General features: G+C 64.7%; 13 protein-coding genes. 11 read left to right on the forward strand and 2 right to left on the reverse strand.

Annotation, left to right across the window (positions count from 1 at the left end):
* The first annotated feature begins 159 nt into the window (after window positions 1-159).
* The 11 genes from H3V04_RS01365 to acnA all read left to right on the forward strand — a co-directional run bounded on the left by H3V04_RS01365 (window position 160) and on the right by acnA (window position 16,568).
* Entirely contained in the window at window positions 160-1,830 is a 1,671-nt protein-coding gene (locus H3V04_RS01365; protein ID WP_045935235.1) for an ABC transporter substrate-binding protein, read from the forward strand.
* 129 nt (window positions 1,831-1,959) lie between these two features.
* Window positions 1,960-3,621 (forward strand): ABC transporter substrate-binding protein, encoded by a 1,662-nt coding sequence (locus H3V04_RS01370; RefSeq protein ID WP_198186972.1) that lies wholly within the window; start codon window positions 1,960-1,962, stop codon window positions 3,619-3,621.
* 190 nt (window positions 3,622-3,811) lie between these two features.
* Window positions 3,812-4,738, forward strand: coding sequence for an ABC transporter permease (locus H3V04_RS01375; RefSeq protein WP_024627150.1), 927 nt, complete (start codon window positions 3,812-3,814; stop codon window positions 4,736-4,738).
* Window positions 4,739-4,769: 31 nt separating this feature from the next.
* Entirely contained in the window at window positions 4,770-5,759 is a 990-nt protein-coding gene (locus H3V04_RS01380) for an ABC transporter permease (protein WP_045935237.1), read from the forward strand.
* A gap of 11 nt (window positions 5,760-5,770) precedes the next feature.
* On the forward strand, window positions 5,771-7,768 hold the full coding sequence (locus tag H3V04_RS01385; RefSeq protein WP_198186973.1) for an ABC transporter ATP-binding protein: 1,998 nt from the start codon (window positions 5,771-5,773) through the stop codon (window positions 7,766-7,768).
* A 37-nt stretch (window positions 7,769-7,805) separates the two neighbouring features.
* Window positions 7,806-8,624 (forward strand): DUF3710 domain-containing protein, encoded by an 819-nt coding sequence (locus tag H3V04_RS01390; protein ID WP_198186974.1) that lies wholly within the window; start codon window positions 7,806-7,808, stop codon window positions 8,622-8,624.
* 4 nt (window positions 8,625-8,628) lie between these two features.
* On the forward strand, window positions 8,629-9,330 hold the full coding sequence (locus H3V04_RS01395) for a DUF3159 domain-containing protein (RefSeq protein ID WP_198186975.1): 702 nt from the start codon (window positions 8,629-8,631) through the stop codon (window positions 9,328-9,330).
* Window positions 9,323-10,609: a class I SAM-dependent RNA methyltransferase gene (locus H3V04_RS01400; protein WP_198186976.1), complete on the forward strand. Its 1,287-nt coding sequence runs from the start codon at window positions 9,323-9,325 to the stop codon at window positions 10,607-10,609. Before H3V04_RS01395 ends, H3V04_RS01400 begins: the two co-directional genes overlap by 8 nt.
* Before the next feature lies 1 nt (window position 10,610).
* Window positions 10,611-11,225 (forward strand): substrate-binding domain-containing protein, encoded by a 615-nt coding sequence (locus H3V04_RS01405; protein ID WP_198186977.1) that lies wholly within the window; start codon window positions 10,611-10,613, stop codon window positions 11,223-11,225.
* Between the two features lie 13 nt (window positions 11,226-11,238).
* Entirely contained in the window at window positions 11,239-13,725 is a 2,487-nt protein-coding gene (locus H3V04_RS01410) for an HAD-IC family P-type ATPase (RefSeq protein ID WP_198186978.1), read from the forward strand.
* Window positions 13,726-13,835: 110 nt separating this feature from the next.
* Complete coding sequence (gene acnA / locus H3V04_RS01415; protein ID WP_198186979.1) at window positions 13,836-16,568, forward strand: aconitate hydratase AcnA; 2,733 nt, start codon at window positions 13,836-13,838, stop codon at window positions 16,566-16,568.
* A 48-nt stretch (window positions 16,569-16,616) separates the two neighbouring features.
* Here acnA and H3V04_RS01420 read toward each other — a convergent pair whose 3' ends face one another.
* Both H3V04_RS01420 and H3V04_RS01425 read right to left on the reverse strand, forming a co-directional pair.
* Window positions 16,617-17,420 (reverse strand): Bax inhibitor-1/YccA family protein, encoded by an 804-nt coding sequence (locus tag H3V04_RS01420; RefSeq protein WP_198187483.1) that lies wholly within the window; start codon window positions 17,418-17,420, stop codon window positions 16,617-16,619.
* Between the two features lie 327 nt (window positions 17,421-17,747).
* Complete coding sequence (locus H3V04_RS01425) at window positions 17,748-20,960, reverse strand: InlB B-repeat-containing protein (RefSeq protein ID WP_198186980.1); 3,213 nt, start codon at window positions 20,958-20,960, stop codon at window positions 17,748-17,750.
* Window positions 20,961-21,272 lie beyond the last annotated feature (312 nt).

Here is a 21,272-nt window from a genome sequence, read left to right on the forward strand (position 1 = left end):
TGAGATGAGACTTGCTTTACGAAACATCTTCGTACCAGAATATGGCGTATTGTGGCTTACACGTCGGTCAGGGATCCTTGAGGTTCGGTCATCCCGGTGTCCTTGGTTGCAGACGTGATGTTGACACTCGGTAAATATATAAACATAGGAGCAGCAGCAATGAAGAAGGGTTCACAGCTTACGCTTGTATCCGCGACCATCTGTGCCTTGGCGCTTTTGGCCAGCGGCTGCGGCGGTGGTTCAGACACCAAGGGCGCTCAGCAATCGTCCAGCAGCCAGTCGAGCAACAATACCGTCGTTTCGGCCCATGGGTGTGAGCCGGCCAAGCCGCTCATCCCCAGCAACACAGTCGAGAGCTGTGGCGGGCAGGTGGTGGACGCCATCAACTCGAAGCTGGTCCGCTTCGACAACCATGGCAAGGCCCACAATGATCTGGCTTCGGAGATCAAGGGCAACGACGACATGGATCAGTACAAGGTCACCCTGGTCGATGGGCGCAAGTTCTCGGACGGCACCCCCATCACGGCCAAGTCCTTCACCAAGGCCTGGTCCTGGGCGGCCAATGTGAACAATGGCCAGCTGGGATCCAGCTTCTTCGCCAACATCAAGGGTTATGACGATCTGCAGAAGCAGGGCGTGCCTGCGGATGCCCAGCTGTCCGGCCTGAAGGTCATCGATGACAAGACCTTCACCGTGGATCTGAGCTCGCCCTCGTCCACCTTCCCCATCCAGGTGGGCTACACCTCCTTTGCGCCGCTGCCCGAGTCCTTCTACAAGGACACCAAGGCCTTCGGGGAGAACCCGGTCAGCTCGGGTCCCTACAAGTTCGATTCTTGGCAGCACAACACCATGATCAAGCTTCGCAAGAACACCACCTACAAGGGTGATGTCAAGATTCAGAACGGCGGCATCGACTATAAGGTCTACACGGATGTCGCCTCGGCCTACGCCGATGTGCAGGCAGGCAATCTGGATGCAATCGATACCGTCCCCACCTCGGCCCAGAAGACCTTCATGAAAGACAGTCTGGTCAAGGGCTACAACGAGCCCGGCTCCGTCCTGCAGATGTTCACCATCCCCACCACCATGGAGCACTTCGGCCAGGACGAGGAGGGCCATCTGCGCCGTCAGGCCATCTCCATGGCTCTGGATCGCAAGATGCTGATCGACAAGGTTCTGGGCGGTCTGGGCGTGCAGCCCACCGACTTCACCGCACCGACCATCCCTGGCTACTCCAAGAATCTCAAGGGGTCCGATAACCTGAAGTACGATGCCAAGAAGGCCAAGGATGCTTGGGCCAAGGCCGATGCCATCAGCAAGTGGCCCGCTGACAAGAGCTTCCAAATGGTCTACAACGCCGATGGTGGTGCCAAGGACTTCTATGACGGCATGGCCAACTCCATCAAGAACACACTGGGGATCAAGGCCGTGGCCACCCCTGTGCCCACCTTCAGCGAGTTCCGTGGCAACGTCAACAAGCGCGCCTATAAGGATGCGGCCTTCCGGTCGGCCTGGTCGCCCGACTACCCCTCTCCCGAGAGCTACCTGCTGAGTAACTTCGCCAGCTCGGCGGCCGACGGCAACGGGTCCAACGACGGCGATTACAAGAACCCGAAGTTCGACGATCTGCTGAAGCAGGCTGCCAAGGCCAAGAACACCGACGAAGCCAACAAGCTTTTCCAGCAGGCCGAGGAGATCCTCCTGCAGGACATGCCTGCGGTGCCGCTCTACTACGCCAACAACAAGGGTGCGTCAGCCAAGAATGTGCAGGGATTGACTCTGCGCTGGAACAGCTACCCGAACTTTGCGGAGTTGTCCAAGAAGCAGTGATGATCGTGCCGGAAACGGCATAATCCGTCGTCGCTGACCCGGCCGGATCCGCACCAAAGCGGATCCGCGCCCGGGTCTTATGCACTGGCGGCGGATTCGGGAAACCAACCAAAGGAAAGAGCAGTATATATGAAGAAGCAATCGGCCCTGACCATTGCTGGCGCCGGACTGTGCGTCATGGCGCTCACGCTGGGCGCCTGCGGGGGATCCGGCGGATCCGACTCCTCTGCCAAGGGGACCAACGGCGGCAGCTCGAACGCCGTCATCTCGGTCTTCAACCCTGAGCCGGCCAATCCGCTCATCCCCAGCATGACCAACGAGGTGGGCGGTGGCAACCCCATCGACATCATGTTCTCCAAGCTGGTCCGCTTCGACGACAAGGGCAAGCCGGCCAACGAGATCGCCAAGCAGATCAAGGCCAACGAGGACAACACCCAGTACACCGTGACCATCAACGACGGCTGGAAGTTCTCGGATGGCACCCCGGTCACCGCACAGTCCTTCACCAAGGCCTGGTCCTGGGCGTCCAACATCGCCAACAAGCAGCTGGGTTCCAGCTTCTTCGCCAACATCAAGGGCTATGACGACCTGCAGAAGGAAGGCACCCCTGGCGATGCGCAGCTGTCCGGCCTGAAGGTCATCGATGACAAGACCTTCACCGTGGATCTGACCTCGCCATCCTCCACCTTCCCCATCCAGGTGGGCTACACCGCCTTTGCGCCCCTGCCCGAATCCTTCTACAAGGACACCAAGGCCTTCGGCGAGAAGCCGGTGACCGTGGGACCCTACAAGTTCCAGTCCTGGGAGCACAACAAGGCCATCAAGCTGGTCAAGGATCCTTCCTACAAGGGCGGCATCAAGGTCAAGAACGGCGGCATTGAGTTCCGCGCCTACACCGATGCCACCGCAGCCTACCGTGATGTGCAGGCCGGCAACCTGGATGTGCTGGACACCCTGCCTGCCTCGGCCCGCAAGACCTTCCAGACCGACAACACCGTCCAGGCCATCAACGACCCGGGCTCGGTCATCCAGATGTTCACCATCCCGACCTACATGAAGCACTTCGGCCAGGATCAGGAGGGCAAGCTGCGTCGCCAGGCCATCTCCATGGCCATCGACCGGCCGACCATCATCAAGAAGGTGCTGTCCGGAACCGCCAAGGAGGTCCACGACTTCACGGCCCCTGTCATCCCCGGCTATTCAGCCAGCATCAAGGGATCCGACGTGCTCAAGTACAACCCGTCCAAGGCCAAGGAGCTCTGGGCCGAGGCCAACAAGATCTCCCCCTGGGGTGAGGGCGACACCTTCAAGATCGCCTTCAACGCCGATGGCGCCCACAAGGAGATCTACGACGCGGTCACCAACTCCATCAAGAACGCCCTGGGCATCCAGGCTGCGGGCAACCCTCTGCCCACCTTCAGCGAGTTCCGCTCCAACGTGCAGAACCGCAAGTTCACCGACTCGGCCTTCCGCTCCGGTTGGCAGCCTGACTACCCCTCGCCCGAGAGCTACCTGTCCAGCAATTTCGCCAGCTCGGCAGCCAACGGCAATGGGTCCAACGACGGTGACTATAAGAACCCCGAGTTCGATGAGCTGATGGACAAGGCGGCCTCCGCCAAGAGCATCGACGAGGCCAACAAGATCTACCAGCAGTCCGAGGAGATGCTCTTCCGCGACCTGCCCGCAGTCCCGCTTTACTATCAGAACTCCAACGGCGTGGCGGCCAAGAACATCAAGGGATTCTCCTTCACTTGGAAGGGAACCCCCGCCTACTACAACCTCAGCAAGTGAGGTGACGGGAGTCTGAATCCCGCACCTTGAAACTGACACCGCCCGGGCCGGCGCGGAAGGATCCACTCCGCGCCGGCCTTGGTGTTCCTGCACCCCTGTTGAGGTGTGCTGGTAGACTCAAACAAGAATTTTTGCGGCGGCCCCGATCCCCATGCCGATCTCGGTCGCGGATGACAAAGGAGAATAGCCGATGGGAAAATATCTTCTGCGACGTATTCTGCAGATGATCCCCGTCGTTCTCGGTACGACACTGCTGATATACGCGCTGGTCTTCGCGCTTCCAGGCGACCCCGTGGCCGCCATGTTCGGGGACAAGCCGGTCAACCAGGCCGTTGCCGCACAGATACGCTCGGAATACAATCTCGACAAGCCCTTCATCGTGCAGTACGTGCTCTTCCTGAAGAACGCCCTGACCTTGAACTTCGGTAACACCTTCGCCGGCCAGCCCGTCATCAGCGTGATCGGCAGGGCCTTCCCGGTGACCATCAAGCTGGCCCTGATGGCCTTCGTCTTCGAGGGCGTCTTCGGCGTGATTTTCGGCATCATCGGCGGCCTGACCAAGGGCAAGTGGTCGGACAACATCATCCTGGTCCTCTCCCTGCTGCTGATTTCGGTGCCCACCTTCGTCACCGGCTTCATCCTGCAGTACCTGTTCGGCGTCAAATGGCATCTGCTGCCAGCCACGGCCGGGGCCAATCCGGGCTTCATTGACCTGCTCATGCCGGCCATCGTGCTGGGATCGGTTTCCATGGCCTCCATCATCCGTCTGACCAGGACGGAGATCACCTCCAACATTTCCGAGGACTACGTGCGCACGGCCCGGGCCAAGGGCATGAGCAACCGGTCCGTCATCGTGCGGCATGTGCTGCGCAACTCCCTGATCCCCGTGGTCACCTACCTGGGCGCCGACATCGGCGGACTGATGGGCGGGGCCATGATCACCGAGCGCATCTTCAACATCCAGGGTGTGGGCAACACCCTCTACCAGGCCATCCTCAGGGGCGAAGGCACCCTGGTGGTCTCCATCGTGACCATTCTGGTCCTGATCTTCGTCATCACCAGCCTCCTGGTCGACCTGCTCTACGCAGTGCTCGATCCGCGGATCCGGTATGCGTGAGGGAGAGGGACCGACTATGAGTGAAACGGCAATGAACGAGTCAAGCGAACAGAACGAAAGCCAGGCCCGCGTCTACTTCCCCGACCCCTTGCCGGGGCAGGAGCGGTTCGTGGCCCCCATCGACGAGACGCCCCTGCGCGAGGTGGACTCGGTGGATGAGGACGTGCCGCCCACCAGCATGTGGGCCGATGCCTGGAAGACCCTGAGGCGCAACCCGCTCTTCATCATCTCCGCAATCCTGGCGATTGTGGTCATCCTGGTGGCCCTCTTCCCCAACTTCTTCGCCAAGCAGGACCCCATGGCCTGCAGCCTGTCCAACTCCCTGGAACCGGGGAGGGCCGGTCACCCCTTCGGCTTCGACCTGCAGGGCTGTGATGTCTACAGCCGCGTCATCCACGGGGCCCGGACCTCGGTGGCCATCGGCATCATGACCACCATCCTGGTCACCGTCTTGGGCGGCCTCGTCGGCGCAATCGCCGGATTCTTCGGGGGCTGGGTCGACGCAGTGCTCAGCCGCATCACCGACATCTTCTTCGCCATCCCCATGATCCTGGGCGCCATCGTGCTCCTGCAGATGTTCCGTACCTCCACCTCACTGTGGAAGATCATCCTGACCCTGACCCTCTTCGGCTGGGTCAACATGGCACGTATCACCCGAAGCGCCGTCCTGGAGGCCAAGAACCTGGAGTTCAACACCGCATCCACGGCCCTGGGCTCCACGCCCCTGCGCAACCTCTTCCGGCACATCATCCCCAACTCCCTGGCCCCGGTCATCGTCATGGCCACCATGTCGCTGGGCACCTACATCGTCTCTGAAGCCACGCTGAGCTTCCTGGGCATCGGACTGCCCTCCACCGTGGTCTCCTGGGGCGGGGACATCTCGACGGCCCAGAATCTCCTAACTACCAACCCCTCGGTCCTCTTCTATCCCTCCGCAGCCCTGGCCATCACCGTGCTGGCCTTCATCATGATGGGCGACGCGGTCAAGGATGCATTGGATCCCAAGAGCAGAACGGCCTGAGTGGAGGAAGCATGACTGAAGCAGACAAGAACATGACCACCAATCAGGAGAATCAACCCCTGCTCGACGTGCGGGACCTGCAGGTGGATTTCACCGCCGATGGGCGCACCGTCCACGCGGTTCGCGACGCCTCCTTCAACGTCTACCCCGGCCAGTGGGTGGCCATCGTGGGGGAGTCCGGCTCGGGCAAGTCCACCTCGGCCATGGCTGTGCTGGGTCTTCTGCCCGGTACCGGCAAGGTGACCGGTGGCAGCATCCGGCTCAAGGGCCGCGAGCTGGTGGGCCTGGACCGCAAGGACTACGAGGCGCTGCGAGGCTCCCAGGTGGGCCTGGTCCCGCAGGACCCCATGAGCAATCTGAACCCGGTCTGGCGCATCGGCTCCCAGGTCAAGGAGGCGCTGATCGCCAACCACATGGACGTCTCCCGGGAGAAGCGCTCCCGGCTGGCCAAGGCCCTGGCCGGCGACGAAGAGGTGAAGGTAAAGAAGTCCGACGACGAGCTCTTCATCTCCTCCAAGGACCTGCCCGGTCTGCTCGAGGCCGCCCGTCAGGCCCTGAGCGATGCCGGGGTCGCCGACGTGGACAAGACCATGGAGGCCATGAAGGCCGAGTGGGATGTGGGCTCCGAGACCCGCTGGGGCGTGGCCAAGTCCCTGATCGACGCCGGCGTGGATGACGACGCGGCCTGGGCGCTGGCCAAGGAGCATGTGACCGGCTCGGATATGGACGACCGCATCGCCGGCCTGCTGTCGGAGGCCGGGCTGCCCGAGGCTGCCACCAGGGCCCGGCAGTATCCGCATGAGTTCTCCGGCGGCATGCGCCAGCGCGCCCTGATCGCCATCGGCCTGGCCTCCCGGCCCGACCTGCTGATTGCGGACGAGCCCACCAGCGCCCTGGATGTGACCGTCCAGAAGCGGATTCTGGACCACCTGCGCAGCCTGACCGAATCACTGGGTACCGCCGTGCTTTTCATCACCCACGACCTAGGTCTGGCGGCCGAGCGCGCCCAGCACATCGTGGTCATGTACCGGGGCCAGGTGGTGGAGTCCGGGCCCAGCCTGGAGGTCCTGCAGCACCCCCAGCACCCCTACACCAAGCGGCTGGTCCAGGCCGCGCCCTCGCTGGCCTCCCAGCGCATCATCTCCGCCAAGCAGCGAGGTCAGGATGCCGAGGGCCTGCTGGAGCACCATGTCAAGGGCGAGGGCACCCTGGAGCGCAGCGAGCACGTCATCACTGTGGAGCACCTGACCCGCGAGTTCAGGCTGCCCCGGCGCAAGGAGATGTTCAAGGCCGTGGACGACGTCTCCTTCTCGGTCAAGCGGGGGACCACCCTGGCCATCGTGGGGGAGTCCGGCTCGGGCAAGTCCACCGTGGCCAACATGGTCCTGCACCTGCTCAAGCCCACCTCGGGCCGGGTGACCTACGAGGGCCAGGACATCGCCGGTTTCGGCAGCCGTCAGCTCATGGAGTTCCGCCGGCACGTGCAGCCGGTCTTCCAGAACCCCTACGGTTCCCTGGACCCCATGTACTCCATCTACCGTTCCATCGAGGAGCCCCTGCGCATCCACAAGATCGGCAACGCCAAGTCCAGGCAGAAGCGGGTCAAGGAGCTGCTGGACATGGTGGAGATGCCCGAGTCGGTCATGGGACGCTACCCCAACGAGCTCTCCGGCGGACAGCGTCAGCGCATCGCCATCGCCCGGGCCATGGCCCTGAATCCGGATGTGATCATCTGCGACGAGGCCGTCTCCGCCCTGGACGTGCTGGTCCAGGACCAGGTGTTGCGGCTGCTCAACGACCTGCAGGCCGAGCAAGGGCTCAGCTACCTGTTCATCACCCACGATCTGGCCGTGGTCAGGCAGATTGCGGACGAGGTGGTGGTCATGCAGCACGGCAGGCTGGTGGAGCATGCCACCACCGACGAGGTCTTCGACCACCCACAGCGCCAGTACACCAAGGATCTGCTGGACGCCATTCCCGGCGGTAAGCTGCGCCTGGGTCTTGACTAGTCATCCTTTGCACAGACTCACAAGGAAATGAGGCATCATGGGATTGTTCGGTTTCGGCAGGAAACACGCCAAGCAGCGGGCCGAGGAGGACGCCGGGGATCAGAAGGACCAGTCCAAGGAGCTCGACAAGTCCGATCAGACCTCTCAGGAGGACCGCAATGAGACGGCTGCGGAGCAGGATGAGGCCGAGCAGAGCGGGAAGGGCCCCTGGGACAGCACGGATCCCGAGGCCCCCGACACCGATGAGTACCTGGACATCGGCGCCCTGATGCTGCCCTTCCTTGAGGGCAGCGAGCTGAGGCTCAAGGCGAATTCGCAGACCGGCGACGTGCTGGGAGCCACCATCACCTACAAGTCCTCCAGTCTGGAGCTGGAGCCCTTCGCGGCCCCCAAGTCCCTGGGCCTGTGGGACGAGGTCCGGGCCGATCTGCTCAAGGCCAACCCCTCCTGCAAGGAGGTGGACGGTGTCTTCGGCAAGGAACTGACCCTGCCCGTCAAGGTCAAGGGCAAGAACCTGCTGACCCGGGTGGTGGGCATCGACGGACCCAGGTGGATGCTGCGAGGCATCTTCTCCGGCCCGGCAGCCAAGGGCGGCAAGGAGAAGGATGTGCTCGACGGCTATCTGGCCGACCTGGTGGTTGTCCGTGGCGATGAGCCCCTGGCCCCTCGTGACCTGGTTCCCATGCATGCGCCCGTCACCCCCAATCAGCGCCGGGGAGAAGCCGAAGACGCGGAGTCCAAGGACGACCAGAGCGCGCAGATCCCCGGCAAGCCGGAGGGCCCCTTCGACTCGGACCAGCAGACCGAGGTGAAGACCACCCTGTCGCGCGGACCCATGTTCTCGGAGGTCCGCTAAGGCTGTGAAGCAGAAGCATTCCGGGCTGGCGGCGCTGGCCGACGACGATTTCTCCGTCATGGAGGCCATCGGCGGATGGCGGGGGATCGTCGAGTCCCTGCTGCCGGGGCTGGTATTTCTGGTTTTCTTCCTGGCCACCGGCCGTCTGGGGCTGACCGTGGCGGTTTCGGCGGCCCTGGCCCTGGTGCAGCTGATGGTTCGTCTGGTCCAGCGGCAGTCCTTTCTGGGTGCGCTGACCGGTCTGCTTTCGGTGGGCATCTGCCTGGTGGCCGCATGGCTGACCCGGGATGCCCGCAATTATTATCTGCCAGGATTTTTGACCAACGGATTCTGGATCATCGTTCTCGGGGCATCGCTGCTGGCACGGATGCCCGGCATCGGCCTGCTGGTGGAGTACCTGCGCCGGCCTGTGGTCTCAGGGTGGAGACAGTGGCTGGACTCCTGGCGCAGTGAACCGGACCTGGTCCGGGCCTATACCCAGGCCACTCTGGTCTGGATCGCCGTCTTCGCGCTGCGCCTGCTGGTCCAGGTACCGCTCTACCTGGCCGGTTCCGTAGGGTTTCTGGGCGCTGCACGCCTGATTCTGGGCCTGCCCCTGTTTGCCCTGGGCATCTGGATCAGCTGGCTGCTGATCGGCGGGCCCTACCATCGTCGCCAGGCCGACCAGGTTCAGGCCGACCAGGAGGTTCATACCGATCATGACTGAAACCAGGGCTCGTCTGCGCATCGAACGCTATGCCGACCAGGGCCGTTGCGTGAGCCACTTGGAGGACGGCCGGGTGGTCTTCGTCCGCTTTGCCCTGCCCGGGGAGCTGGTTGAGGTCCTCCTGGACGAGCCTCACGGTCGGGCCGGCAGATTCGCCACGGGCGAGGTGACCAAGGTGCTGGAGGCCAGCCCTGACCGACGCGAACCCGTCTGGCCCCTGGCTGGACCCTTGGCCTGGGGAGGCGGCCTGGGTGGTGCCGATCTGATTCACGTCAGCCTGCCCGGTCAGCTGGCCTGGAAGGCTGATCTGATTGGTCAGCAGATGTCCCGTCTGGGCGGGGTGGACGTCCAGGTGCCGGTGGCTCGGGTTCCGGGCGATGAGGAGCTGGGTGGCCTGCACTGGAGGACCCGAATCGAGCTGGTGGCCGACGACCAGGGGCGCCCTTCCATGCGTCGGCGGGGATCGCATGACCGGTTGCCGATTCAGACCATGCCCCTGGCCACCCAGAAGCTGCTGGATTTGGCCGACGAACTGGGCATCTGGGAGGGCGGACTGCCCGCTGGCGCCCGCATACGCCTGGCCGTGCCCCAGCCGCGCGATGGGGGACCGGTTGGCGACAACTACGCCCTGCTGGTGGACGGTCGCCTGAGTAAGGGGAGCCGCCTGCTGACAGAGCGGCTGGAGGCCGGAGGAGGGCCTGAATACCAGGTCCGGGCCGACGGATTCTGGCAGGTCCACCGTCAGGCACCGATTGTGCTGACCAAGGCGGTCCTGGACCAGGCTAGGCAGGCCCTGGATGGGGTCGCCGAACCGGTCGTCTGGGATCTCTACTGCGGATCAGGACTCTTCACCCTGCCCCTGGCCGCTCTGGCCGAAGGACGGGCCCGGCTCCTGGCCGTGGAGGGGTCCGCCAGAGCCATTGCCAGCGCGAAACACAACGTGAAGCAGGCCGGACTGGACCGGGTAGCCCTGCGTCGGGGGGACGTGGCCAAGATCCTGGCTGGCGGTGCGCCCAAGGGGCTGGGACATCCCGACCTGATCCTGCTGGATCCGCCCAGGGCCGGCGCCAAGGCTCAGGTCTGCCGGCTACTGGCCGCCAGTGGGGCGGGGACCATCATCTATGTGGCCTGCGATCCGACCAGCCTGGCCAGGGATACGGCCACCCTGATCTCCCTGGGCTACAGTCCCAAGCACCTCGAGGCCTTTGACATCTACCCGATGACCCACCACGTGGAGACTGTGGCGGTCTTCACCCGCACGGCGGGAAGGCGGCGCTGACATGAGCCGCGCCGGGCAAGTCTTGGCAGCGGTCAGGCGGCTGGCGGGTCTGCTGCTGGCGGTCGCTCTGCTGGCAGGCCTGCCCATGCTGACCGGCTGCGCCCCCAAGGACAGGGCCGTGGGCGACTCCTGGCATGAGGGCACCGTGCCCCACGACGGCGTGGATCGCTCCGACACGCTCGTGGCTTTGATCGGCTGCCCGCAGGAGGGCGTCAAGGACACGGATGCCGGTCTGGACAGCCGCATCCTGGCATCCTTGAAGGCGGAGCGGATGAAGGGCTATTTCTCCTCAGCGCAGTCCACCAGCGATCAGCAGGATGGGGTGCAGGATGCCGTCAACCGCGGGGTCAGCCTGATTCTGATCCGCCGGCCCGGAGCCGGTGACTGGACCCCAGCCCTCAAGGCAGCCCGGAAGGCGGGCATCCCTGTGGTAGAGTTCGCTCAAAGCGCCAAGGCTTGGACCCCTGACCCGGGTAGGCTCTACTATGCGGCTACGGTCCACCCGGTGGATCCTGCCGGGCATCCACGCGCGCCCCTGCTGGCCGACGCCCTGCAGACCATTGTGGACGACGGACCGCATGCCAGGATCATGGCCGTGCGCCTGAGCGCTGAGTGAGAGGGGGCCGAGAATGGGCACAGGCAGTGAGCAAGAGGCGACGGCGGGCACAGGCTTTCCGGTGATCGACCGGCCGGGGCTGAGCTCCCAGGAGGTGGAACGGCTGAAGGCCCAGGGGCTGGTCAACGTCTCCCAGGACCAAACCTCCCGCAGCCTGGGCCAGATCATCCGCGACAACATCTTCACCCTCTTCAACGGGATCATCCTGACCGCCATGGTGGTGGTCCTGCTGACCGGGCAGTGGAAGGACGCGGTCTTCGGCCTGATCATCATCATCAACACCGGCATCGGCGTGGCCACCGAGCTCAAGGCCAAGCGCACCCTGGACGGGCTGTCCATCCTGGTGGCCTCCGACTATACGGTGCGCAGGGATGGGCGCAACCTGACCGTGCCCCACGATGCCATCGTCAAGGGGGATCTGCTCTGGATCCGCTCCGGGGATCAGGTGCCCGCCGACGCGCAGATCATCGACACCTACGGCCTGGAGCTGGACGAGTCCATGCTGACCGGCGAATCGCGCACGGTCAAGCACAAGCCAGGGGACCAGGTCTACTCGGGCTCCACGGCCGTCTCGGGCATGGCCCTGGCCCAGGTGACCGCCGTGGGCGCCGACTCCTACGCCGCCACGCTGACGGCCAAGGCCAAGGTCTACAAGAAGGTCCACTCCGACCTGAACGAGGGCATCAACACCATCCTCAAGGTCATGACCATAGTGGTCATTCCCCTCTGCCTGCTGCTCATCTTCACCCAGATGCGGACCGTGGGCGGTTTCCAGACGGCCCTGGCCACCGGAGCCTGGCGGCAGGCCGTGGTGTCCGCCGTGGCCGGGGTCGTGGGCATGATCCCCGAGGGGCTGGTCCTGCTGACCTCCCTGAACTTCGCCCTGGCCGCCATCCGCCTGGCCCGCCACCAGACCCTGGTCCAGCAGATGGAATCCGTAGAGACCCTGGCCCGGGTGGATGCCCTGAATCTGGACAAGACCGGCACCATCACCGACGGGGGCATCGTCTACGACGACCTGCACCCGCTGGCCGAGGATCTGCCGGCCCGGCAGTTGCGGCAGGCCCTGGTGGACGTCTGCGCGGAGGAGAGCCCCAACGCCACCGGACGGGCCATCCTCAAGGGGATGGACGACCTGCGCCCGGGCAGGGCCGTCAGCCGCCTGCCCTTTTCTTCGGCCCGCAAGTGGAGCGCCGTGACCGACCAGTCCGGAAGAATCTGGTACTTCGGCGCCCCGGAGGTGCTCCTGGCATCCCAGGCGGGCAGCTGGCCCCAGGTGGACCGGCAGGTGGCCGACCTGGCCGACCACGGCTACCGGGTGCTGATGCTGGCCGCCCCCGACGGGTACCCGGGCACCGACCAGCCTGACTACTTCACCAGCAGCCCCGACCTGCCCGGGAACCTCAAGCCCCTGGCCCTGATCACCTGCTCGGAGCACATCCGCGACGACGCTGCCGAAACCCTGGCCTGGTTCCGCCAGCAGGGCGTGCGCTGCCGGGTCATCTCGGGCGACAACCCGGCCACCGTGGCGGCCATCGCCAACAAGGTGGGCCTGACCGGCGACCGGGCCCCCAGGGCCATGGATGCCCGCCAGCTGCCCGAGGACACCGCAGCCCTGGCCGATGTCCTGGAGGACGTGGACGTGCTGGGCCGGGTCCTGCCCGACCAGAAGAAGGCCATCGTCCAGGCCCTGCACCTGAAGGGCCACACGGTGGCCATGACCGGCGACGGGGTCAACGACTCCCTGGCCCTGAAAGAGGCTGACCTGGGCATCGCCATGGGCAATGCGGCGGCCGCCACCAAGGCCGTGGCCCAGCTGGTCCTGGTGGATTCGCGCTTCTCCCACCTGCCCGATGTGGTGGCCCGGGGCCGGCAGGTCATGGCCAACATGGAGCGTGTGGCCGGCCTCTTCCTGGTCAAGACCGTCTACTCGGCCCTGATCTCCCTGGGCGTGGTCCTGACCGGCATCCCCTTCCCCTACCTGCCCCGGCACATCACCTACATCGGCGCCCTGACCATCGGCACACCGGCCTTCTTCCTGGCCCTGGCCCCCAACACCAGGCGCTACCGGCCCGGCTTCCTGAAGCGTGTGGTCACCTTCGCCCTGCCCTCGGGCATCGCCACGGCTTTGATTGTGCTGGCGGCGGCCTGGAGCCTGCCCGGCCTGCTGGGACTGGACCTGGCTCGGCCCGGCGACCTGGGGCGCTGGCGTTCGGTCTGCGCCATCGTCCTCTTCTGCATGGGCGTGCTGGTCCTGACCCAGGTGGCCCGGCCCCTGCGCTCCTGGAGGGGCCTGCTGGTCCTCTTCTTCGCCGCAGCCGGGGTGATCGGGGCCCTGGTCCCCGTTGTGGCGCGGTTCTTCGCCATCAGCCTGCCCACTGGTCCGGCTCTGGCCGCCACCGTGGCCTTCGCCCTGGCGGGTGCCCTGCTCATGGTCCTGGCCGTCCTGGGCTATCCGGCATGCGCACGTTACATAGGCCAGGTAACACATAGGCGCTAAGAATGAACCTCACAAGCACAGATAAGCGTCACTGACGGCCTGGGGTCCTCCCGCCGCCGGTCCACATGGGCGCAAGGGCAGTGCCTGAGCGTCCAAGGAAGGGGTGGTGCATGTCAGAATCCGCACAAGATGCCGGTCGTTCCAAGCTCAAGGTGGGCTCCGAGGAGTTCGAATACTACCGGATCAGCGACCTTCCGGGCATCGACCACCTGCCCTACAGCCTGCGCATCCTGGCCGAGAATCTGTTGCGGCACCAGAACGGGACCACGGTGACCCGGGACCAGCTGGATCAGCTGCTGAACTGGGACCCCAAGGCCCAGCCCGACAGGGAGATCCAGTTCAGCCCCGCCCGGGTGCTCATGCAGGACTTCACCGGCGTGCCCTGCATGGTCGACCTGGCCACCATGCGCGATGCCGTCAAGGCCCTGGGCGACGACCCCTCCCTGGTCAACCCGCTCATCCCCGCGCAGATGGTCATCGACCACTCCGTCCAGGTGGACAGCTCGGGCGTGCCTGGCGCCCTGGAACACAACATGGACATGGAATACCGGCGCAACAGTGAGCGCTACCGCTTCCTGCGCTGGAGCCAGCAGGCCTTCCAGAACTTCCGCGTGGTGCCCCCGGGCACCGGCATCATCCACCAGGTCAACCTGGAGTACCTGGCCCAGGTGGTCATGCGCAGGGACAGGACCAAGGGAGAGGGGCCGGCCCTGGTCTACCCGGACTCCTGCGTGGGCACCGACTCCCACACCACCATGGTCAACGGCCTGGGCGTGCTGGGCTGGGGCGTGGGCGGCATCGAGGCCGAGGCGGCCATGCTGGGCCAGCCCATCTCCATGCTGGTCCCCCAGGTCCTGGGCTTCAAGCTGACCGGATCCATCCCCGAGGGGGTCACTGCCACCGACGTGGTGCTGACCGTGACCCAGATGCTGCGCGAGGTGGGCGTGGTCGGCAGGTTCGTGGAGTTCCACGGCAAGGGCCTGGCCCAGGTCCCCCTGGCCAACCGGGCCACCCTGGGCAACATGAGCCCCGAGTTCGGCTCCACCTGCGCCATCTTCCCCATCGACCGAATCACCCTGGACTACCTGCGTCTGACCGGCCGTAGCGACGAGCATGTGCGCCTGGTGGAGGCCTATGCCAAGGCCAACGGGCTGTGGATGGACCCGGAGGATGCCGACTGCCCCGAGCCCGAGTATTCCCAGGTGCTGGAGCTGGACCTGTCCACGGTGCGTCCCTCCATTGCCGGCCCCCGGAGGCCCCAGGACCGCATCCTGCTGGACCAGGCCCAGCAGACCTTCCATCGGGACCTGAAGGATTACAGCGACCAAGGCAGGGACGCAGACGGCCAGGCCGTGCCGGTCAGGAAGGCCGACGGCAGCGAGTTCAGCCTGCGGGACGGGGATGTGGTCATCGCGGCCATCACCTCATGCACCAACACCTCCAACCCCTCGGTCATGGTGGCCGCCGGTCTGCTGGCCCGCCAGGCCCGGGCCCGGGGCCTCAAGCCCAAGCCCTGGGTCAAGACCTCGCTGGCTCCTGGCTCCCAGGTCGTGACGGACTATCTGAACCGGACCGGCCTGAGCAAGGACCTGGACGCCCTGGGCTTCGAGCTGGTCGGCTACGGCTGCACCACCTGCATCGGCAACTCCGGACCCCTGGACCCGGCCATCCACCAGGCCATCGCCGATCACGACCTGACGGTGACGGCCGTGCTCTCGGGCAACAGGAACTTCGAGGGCCGCATCAGCCCGGATGTGAAGATGAACTACCTGGCCTCGCCGCCCCTGGTGGTGGCCTACGCCCTGGCCGGCAGCATGGACTTCGACCCCTGGCGCGACCCCCTGGGCCAGGACAGCCAGGGCAAGCCGGTCATGCTGGCGGACATCTGGCCCTCCCAGGAGGCCATCGAGTCCGTGGTGGGCACCGCCCTGGACCGGGACATGTACCTGCGCGACTATGCGGACGTCTTCGGCGGGGACGAGCGCTGGCGGAAGCTGGAGGTGCCGGAGGGCGAGCTCTTCCACTGGGATCAGGATTCCACCTACATCCGCCGCCAGACCTTCTTCGATGGCATGAAGGCCCAGCCCGACCCCCTGGAGGACATCCACGGGGCCCGGGTGCTGGCCCTGCTGGGGGATTCGGTCACCACCGACCACATCTCGCCCGCAGGGGCCATCAAGGCCGACGCACCGGCCGGCCGCTACCTGCAGGAGCATGGCATAGCCCCCAGGGACTTCAACTCCTACGGCTCCCGGCGCGGCAACCACGAGGTCATGGTCCGGGGCACCTTCGGCAACATCCGCCTGCGCAACCAGCTGCTGGCCTCGGTGGGACTGGATGTGCGCCCGGGAGGGTTCACCTACGACTTCCTGAACGGCCAGGAGACGACCATCTTCGAGGCGGCGCAGGACTACGCCAGGAAGGGCACGCCCCTGGTGGTGCTGGCCGGCAGCGAGTACGGCACGGGCTCCTCCAGGGACTGGGCGGCCAAGGGCACCCGGATGCTGGGCGTGCGGGCCGTCATCGCCAGGTCCTTCGAGCGCATCCACCGCAGCAACCTGATCGGCATGGGCGTGCTGCCGCTGGAGTTCCCAGCGGGTCAGTCGGCCCAGAGCCTGGGGCTGGACGGCCAGGAGACCTATGACCTGATCGGCGTCGACGCCTTGAACAGCTCCCTGCCCGAGCAGGTCCAGGTGCGGGCCCAGCGGCCCGACGGCAGCAGGGTGGAGTTTGCGGCCAAGGTGCGCATCGACACCCCTGGCGAGGCTGAGTACTACCGCAACGGCGGCATCCTGCAGTACGTGCTGCGTGGGCTGCTGTCCAAGGCCGATCAAGAGGCCTGAAGATACAAAAATCCCCGCCCCCGATGCCAGGGGCGGGGATTTCTTATATCAGTTGCGGTCGCCGACCAGATTCAGGATGTAGAGGAAGAGGTTGACGAAGTCTAGGTAAAGGTTGAGGGCGCAGAGGATGGAGACCCGCTTGATGGCCTCCGGCCCCTGGCTGCGGTAGGTGGCGAAGATGACCCTGGTCTGCTGGACGTCGTACATGGTCAGCCCGGCGAAGAGGATGATGCCGATGGCCGAGACCACGCGCAGGGCCGTGTCGGAGGGGGCCAGGAAGAGCATGACCACCTGGACCAGGATCAGCATGAGCAGGCCGGCCATGAAGATGGACCCCATGCCCAGCATGTTGCGCCGCGTGGTCAGCCCCAGCATGCTGAGGACGAAGAAGAAGCCCGCGCTGATCACCAGGGTCAGCATGATGGAGGGCAGTGAGTAGGTCATGAAGATGGTGCTCAGGGTGAAGCCCATCAGGGCCGCATAGAGGTAGAACATGACCCGGGCGGTGGAGGTGCGCATGCGCATGACCCGGACACTCAGAATCATGGCGAAGGCCACCTGGACCACGGCCATGCCGATCCAGCCCAGGGCGCCCGTGGCCTGCATGAATGCCAGGAGCAATCCGGTCCGGGCTGTCAGGTAGGCGGTCAGGGCGGTGACCAACAGGCCGACGGCCATCTCCGCATAGGCGCGGGACATGGAGACCCGCTCCGCCTTTTCAAAGCTGTATGCTGCGTTGGTGTCGATGGGCGCGCCCATGCCGTAGGGCTCACCGCCCTGCATGGTCGGCATCGGCTGCTGTGTGTACTGACCGTATGGGGCCTGCGGCCGCGGATTCCCGTTGAAAGCCATCTGCTCCTCCTTGTCTTCCCGCCTGTGGCGGATGGTCGTCTTGTTCAATTCTACATGGCCGATTTGGCGGTATAAAGAGTGTTTGCTCTGGCTGGAATCAGGCAGGGACGGCCGCCATGGTGGGGTGGTTGCATGCCCACATCCCGCCGTGGCGGTTGCCCCCTCTCCTGATGTGCCGTCCAGACTTTGCAGGCTGGGCGGAGTGTGGTGGGGGTGCGGGAGGGAAGTGTCGGCTCTCTTGGGGTTTGAGCCTTGATTGGCACGTTTCCTCCCTGCTCCCCCTAGGTGGGCCGGGGGCGGGGGGATTGATACGCCGCCCGGCCGCTCTTACTCGTGCGAAGCGTATAGCAGTTGGTGTTGTTCCCTGCGGTGGCGGCGGGATGCGAGGACCCCGCCCATGCCGGTCATGCCGGTGGCCAGGGCGAGCAGGATGCCCTCCCCTCCGGCCTTGGGGAGCACGCCTGCAGGCAGGTACGTGTATCGGAGGGAGGTGTCGGTCAGGATGCGTCCCGCGCCGCCCATTGCATAGTTGACGCTGACTGTGACCGTACCTGGCTGGTGTGCGGGTGTGAGCACGGTCACGCTGTTACCGTTGCTGACAGGAGCCAGGTTCGTGCCTGGGTCGGTGTCGAATCTGGCTGCAGTGATCACCGGCTGCAGGTTGAACAACACCGACACAGGAACGTTTGAGTCGTCGGTAGTGCCGTCGCCGAGCTGACCATAGCTGTTTTCTCCCCAGGCGTATGCGTATCCGTTGCTGCCCACGGCCAGCGAATGATGGTCTCCGACGCTGAACCGTGTGGCTTGTAGCCCTTTGCTAGCGTCGGCTGGACTGGTGGGGTCGCGCACTGGCACGGGAACACTTGAGTTGCTGGTAGTGCCGTCGCCGAGCTGGCGATACAGGTTCCATCCCCAGGCGTATGCGTATCCGTTGTTGCCCACAGCCAGTGAGTGCTCGCCTCCAGCGTTGATCGCTGTGGCTTTGAGCCCTTTGCTCGCGTCCTTGGGGCTGGTGGGGTCGCGCACGCGCACAGGAACTGTCGAATCTGCTGTGTTGCTGTTGCCGAGTTGGCCATAGTTGTTTAATCCCCAGGCGTAGGTGTATCCGTCGCTGCCCACGGCCAGCGAATGAGAGTATCCGGCGCTGACCTGTACGGCTTTCAGTCCTTTGTTTGCGTCGTTGGGGCTGGCGAAGTCTCGCACGCGCACAGGAAAAGACGAAGAGTTTTTGTTGCTGTTGCCGAGTTGGCCATAGTTGTTTAATCCCCAGGCGTATGCGTATCCGTTGCTGCCCACGGCCAGCGAATGGTGCCATCCGGCGCTGACCTGTACGGCTTTGAGTCCTTTGCTCGGGTCAGTGGGGCTGGCGGGGTCGCGCACGCGCACGGGGAAAGACGAATCTGATGTGCTGTTGTTGCCGAGTCGGCCATTGTCGTTCCATCCCCAGGCGTAGACGTATCCGTCGCTGTCCAAGGCCAGTGAATGCTCGTCTCCGGCGCTGACCTGTATGGCTTTGAGTCCTTTGCTCGGGTCAGTGGGGCTGGCGGGGTCGCGCACGCGCACAGGAACAGAGGAATACGTTGTGGTGTTGTTGCCGAGCTGACCATGCTGGTTGCTGCCCCAGGCGTATACGTATCCGTCGCTACCCACGGCCAGCGAATGCCATTTTCCTGCGCTGACCTGCACATAGGTGAAGTCGGTCGGCACGCCTGCAGGTTTCCTCACTATGTTCGGCGTACTCCGGCTGTTAGTCGTTGCGTCGCCGAGCTGACCATAGGTGTTGTCTCCCCATGCGTAGGCTTTCCCGTCGCTGCCCACCGCCAAGGAAAAAACATAGGTATAGTATTTTGCTCCGCCGACCTGGTTGAATCTGATGCCGCTGGTGCTGTCTGGCGGGGTGATGGTGGTGGTTTCGTGGCCGAGCTGGCTGCCCTTGTCGGGGTTGATTCTCCAGGAGGTGTTGGGGGTTTTGCTGGTCCATTTGGCGGTGAGGGTGAGATTTTCGGTGACGGGCTTGCTGAAGTCGTAAGCGACTTCGTTGATAAACCATCCGTCGAACTGGTAGCCGCTGCGGGTTGGGTCGGGTGAGGGCCGTTGGACTCTCCCGTAGGGATAGGTAACTTGCTGGTCTCCGGGTTTGGGGCTTCCTCCGTCTGTCTTGAAGGTGACCGTGGATGTGGAACTCTGTCGGATGTCCTTCAGAAGCGTTTGGTCTACCGTGTAGTTGAAGCTTCGGGTGAAGGGCTGGCCGTCCTGCCTGCCGGTCAGTGTGATGGTGACTGGTCCGGGCTGGCTTGCTGGCATTTCCGTCTGCCAGGAGCCGTCGGTCTTGTTGAGTGTCAGCGACTGGCCGTCCAGGCTGGCTGATTCGAGAGTGGCCGCCTGGGTGATGTTGACTTTTGCTGGCTTGCCTGGCTGGTTCTGGGTGTTGATGCTCCACTGGTATAGGCTGCCCTGCCTGTCTAGGGCGGTGATCCTGCTGCCTGTAATGGTGGCCTGTGTGTAGGGCTGGCTCCCCTTGTCCGCGCGCGTGGGTGTCTCGCCTGGCTTCCAGGTCCAGATGTGGCCGTCCGTGCCGGTGATGACGGCCTGGTTCTTGTTGGCGGTGATCCGGCTGGCTTTCATGTTTTCCGACAGGCCGGTGGTTGCGAGGCTTGTCTTGCCGTCGGCCAGGTAACAGGCCTGCCCGTTTGCGCCCAGGAGGAGGAACCCCTGGCTGAGGGCTTGGGCTTGGGTGATGCGCATGCCCTGGTCTTGTCTGATGCGTTCGGGCTTGACATTGGCGGTCCTGCTTGTGTTCCAGGTCCAGGCTTGCCCGTCCGCATCCACGATGAGAGTCCGGCTGGGGGAGGCGACGGCCAGTATTGCCTGGGCCTGTCCGGGCAGAACGGTCGTGGCTTGTTCCGTCAATTTTTCGTTCTGACCGTCGGTCTGGCCGGCTTGGAAGGCGTGGACATGTCCCTGCCGGTCCACGGCCAGCAGCAGGCCGTCGTTCATGCTGATGCTGGTGAACCTGGTGTTCTGCTTGGTGTCGAGGATGGCGGGCGTGGATTGTCCGTTGGTCCAGGTGTAGATCTGCTGGTCGGATCCTAATGCGGCCTGCCATTGGCTGCCTGATGCAACCTGCAGGTAGCGGAACCCGTCGGGGGCATGGGCGGGGGAGGGAACCTGCTTGGGTGCGCTGTCCTGTGCCCAGGTGTAGATGCGGCCGTCGCCGGTCAGACCGGTAAACTGGTCCCCTGCGGCTTGGACGCTGACATAGTAGGGCTCTTGCAGGCTGGGTGGGCTGATGGTCACCCGGGTGCCGGAGGCGGGCCCGTGGTCCGGGCTCAGCGTCCAGTCCGTGGCTTTGCTCCATTTGGCTTTCAGGGTTGTGTCCTGCAGGATGGGGGTCTGAAAATCGAAGGGTTGGCCGTCACGTGTCCACCCGTCGAACCGGAAGCCTTCGCGCACGGGGTTGTTTCCCGGAGGGGATGCGAGAGTGCCGGCTTTCACGGTCGCCTGGGTAGGAGTGTTGCCGTCGTCTGGGTCGAAGCGCACCGTGTGCGAAGCTTGACCGTCCGTCTTGCCGGATGGCTTGGTTGTAGAGGAGCTTGTGCTGTTGGTGGCGTCCTTCGGCGTTGACGGGAATGGGCTTGGTGCCGTGGGGTTCAGGGGTGATGCGGTTTGCAGTGGCGAGGGTGAAGGCAGGCGAGTGCTGGTTGTGCTGTTGGGGAGTGTGCCGGGGGTTTGCTCAGCTACGCGAGGAGTCTGACGGGGGGGGGGGGGGGCCGCCCCCCCCGGCCCGCCGGGGGGCGGGGGGGGGGGGGGGCGGGGCGCGCCCGGGGGCGCGCGCGGGGGCGCGCCGCCCGC

The organism is Bifidobacterium sp. M0353 (genome assembly GCF_016100645.1).
In the GTDB taxonomy this organism is placed as follows: Bacteria; Actinomycetota; Actinomycetes; order Actinomycetales; family Bifidobacteriaceae; genus Bombiscardovia; species Bombiscardovia choladohabitans.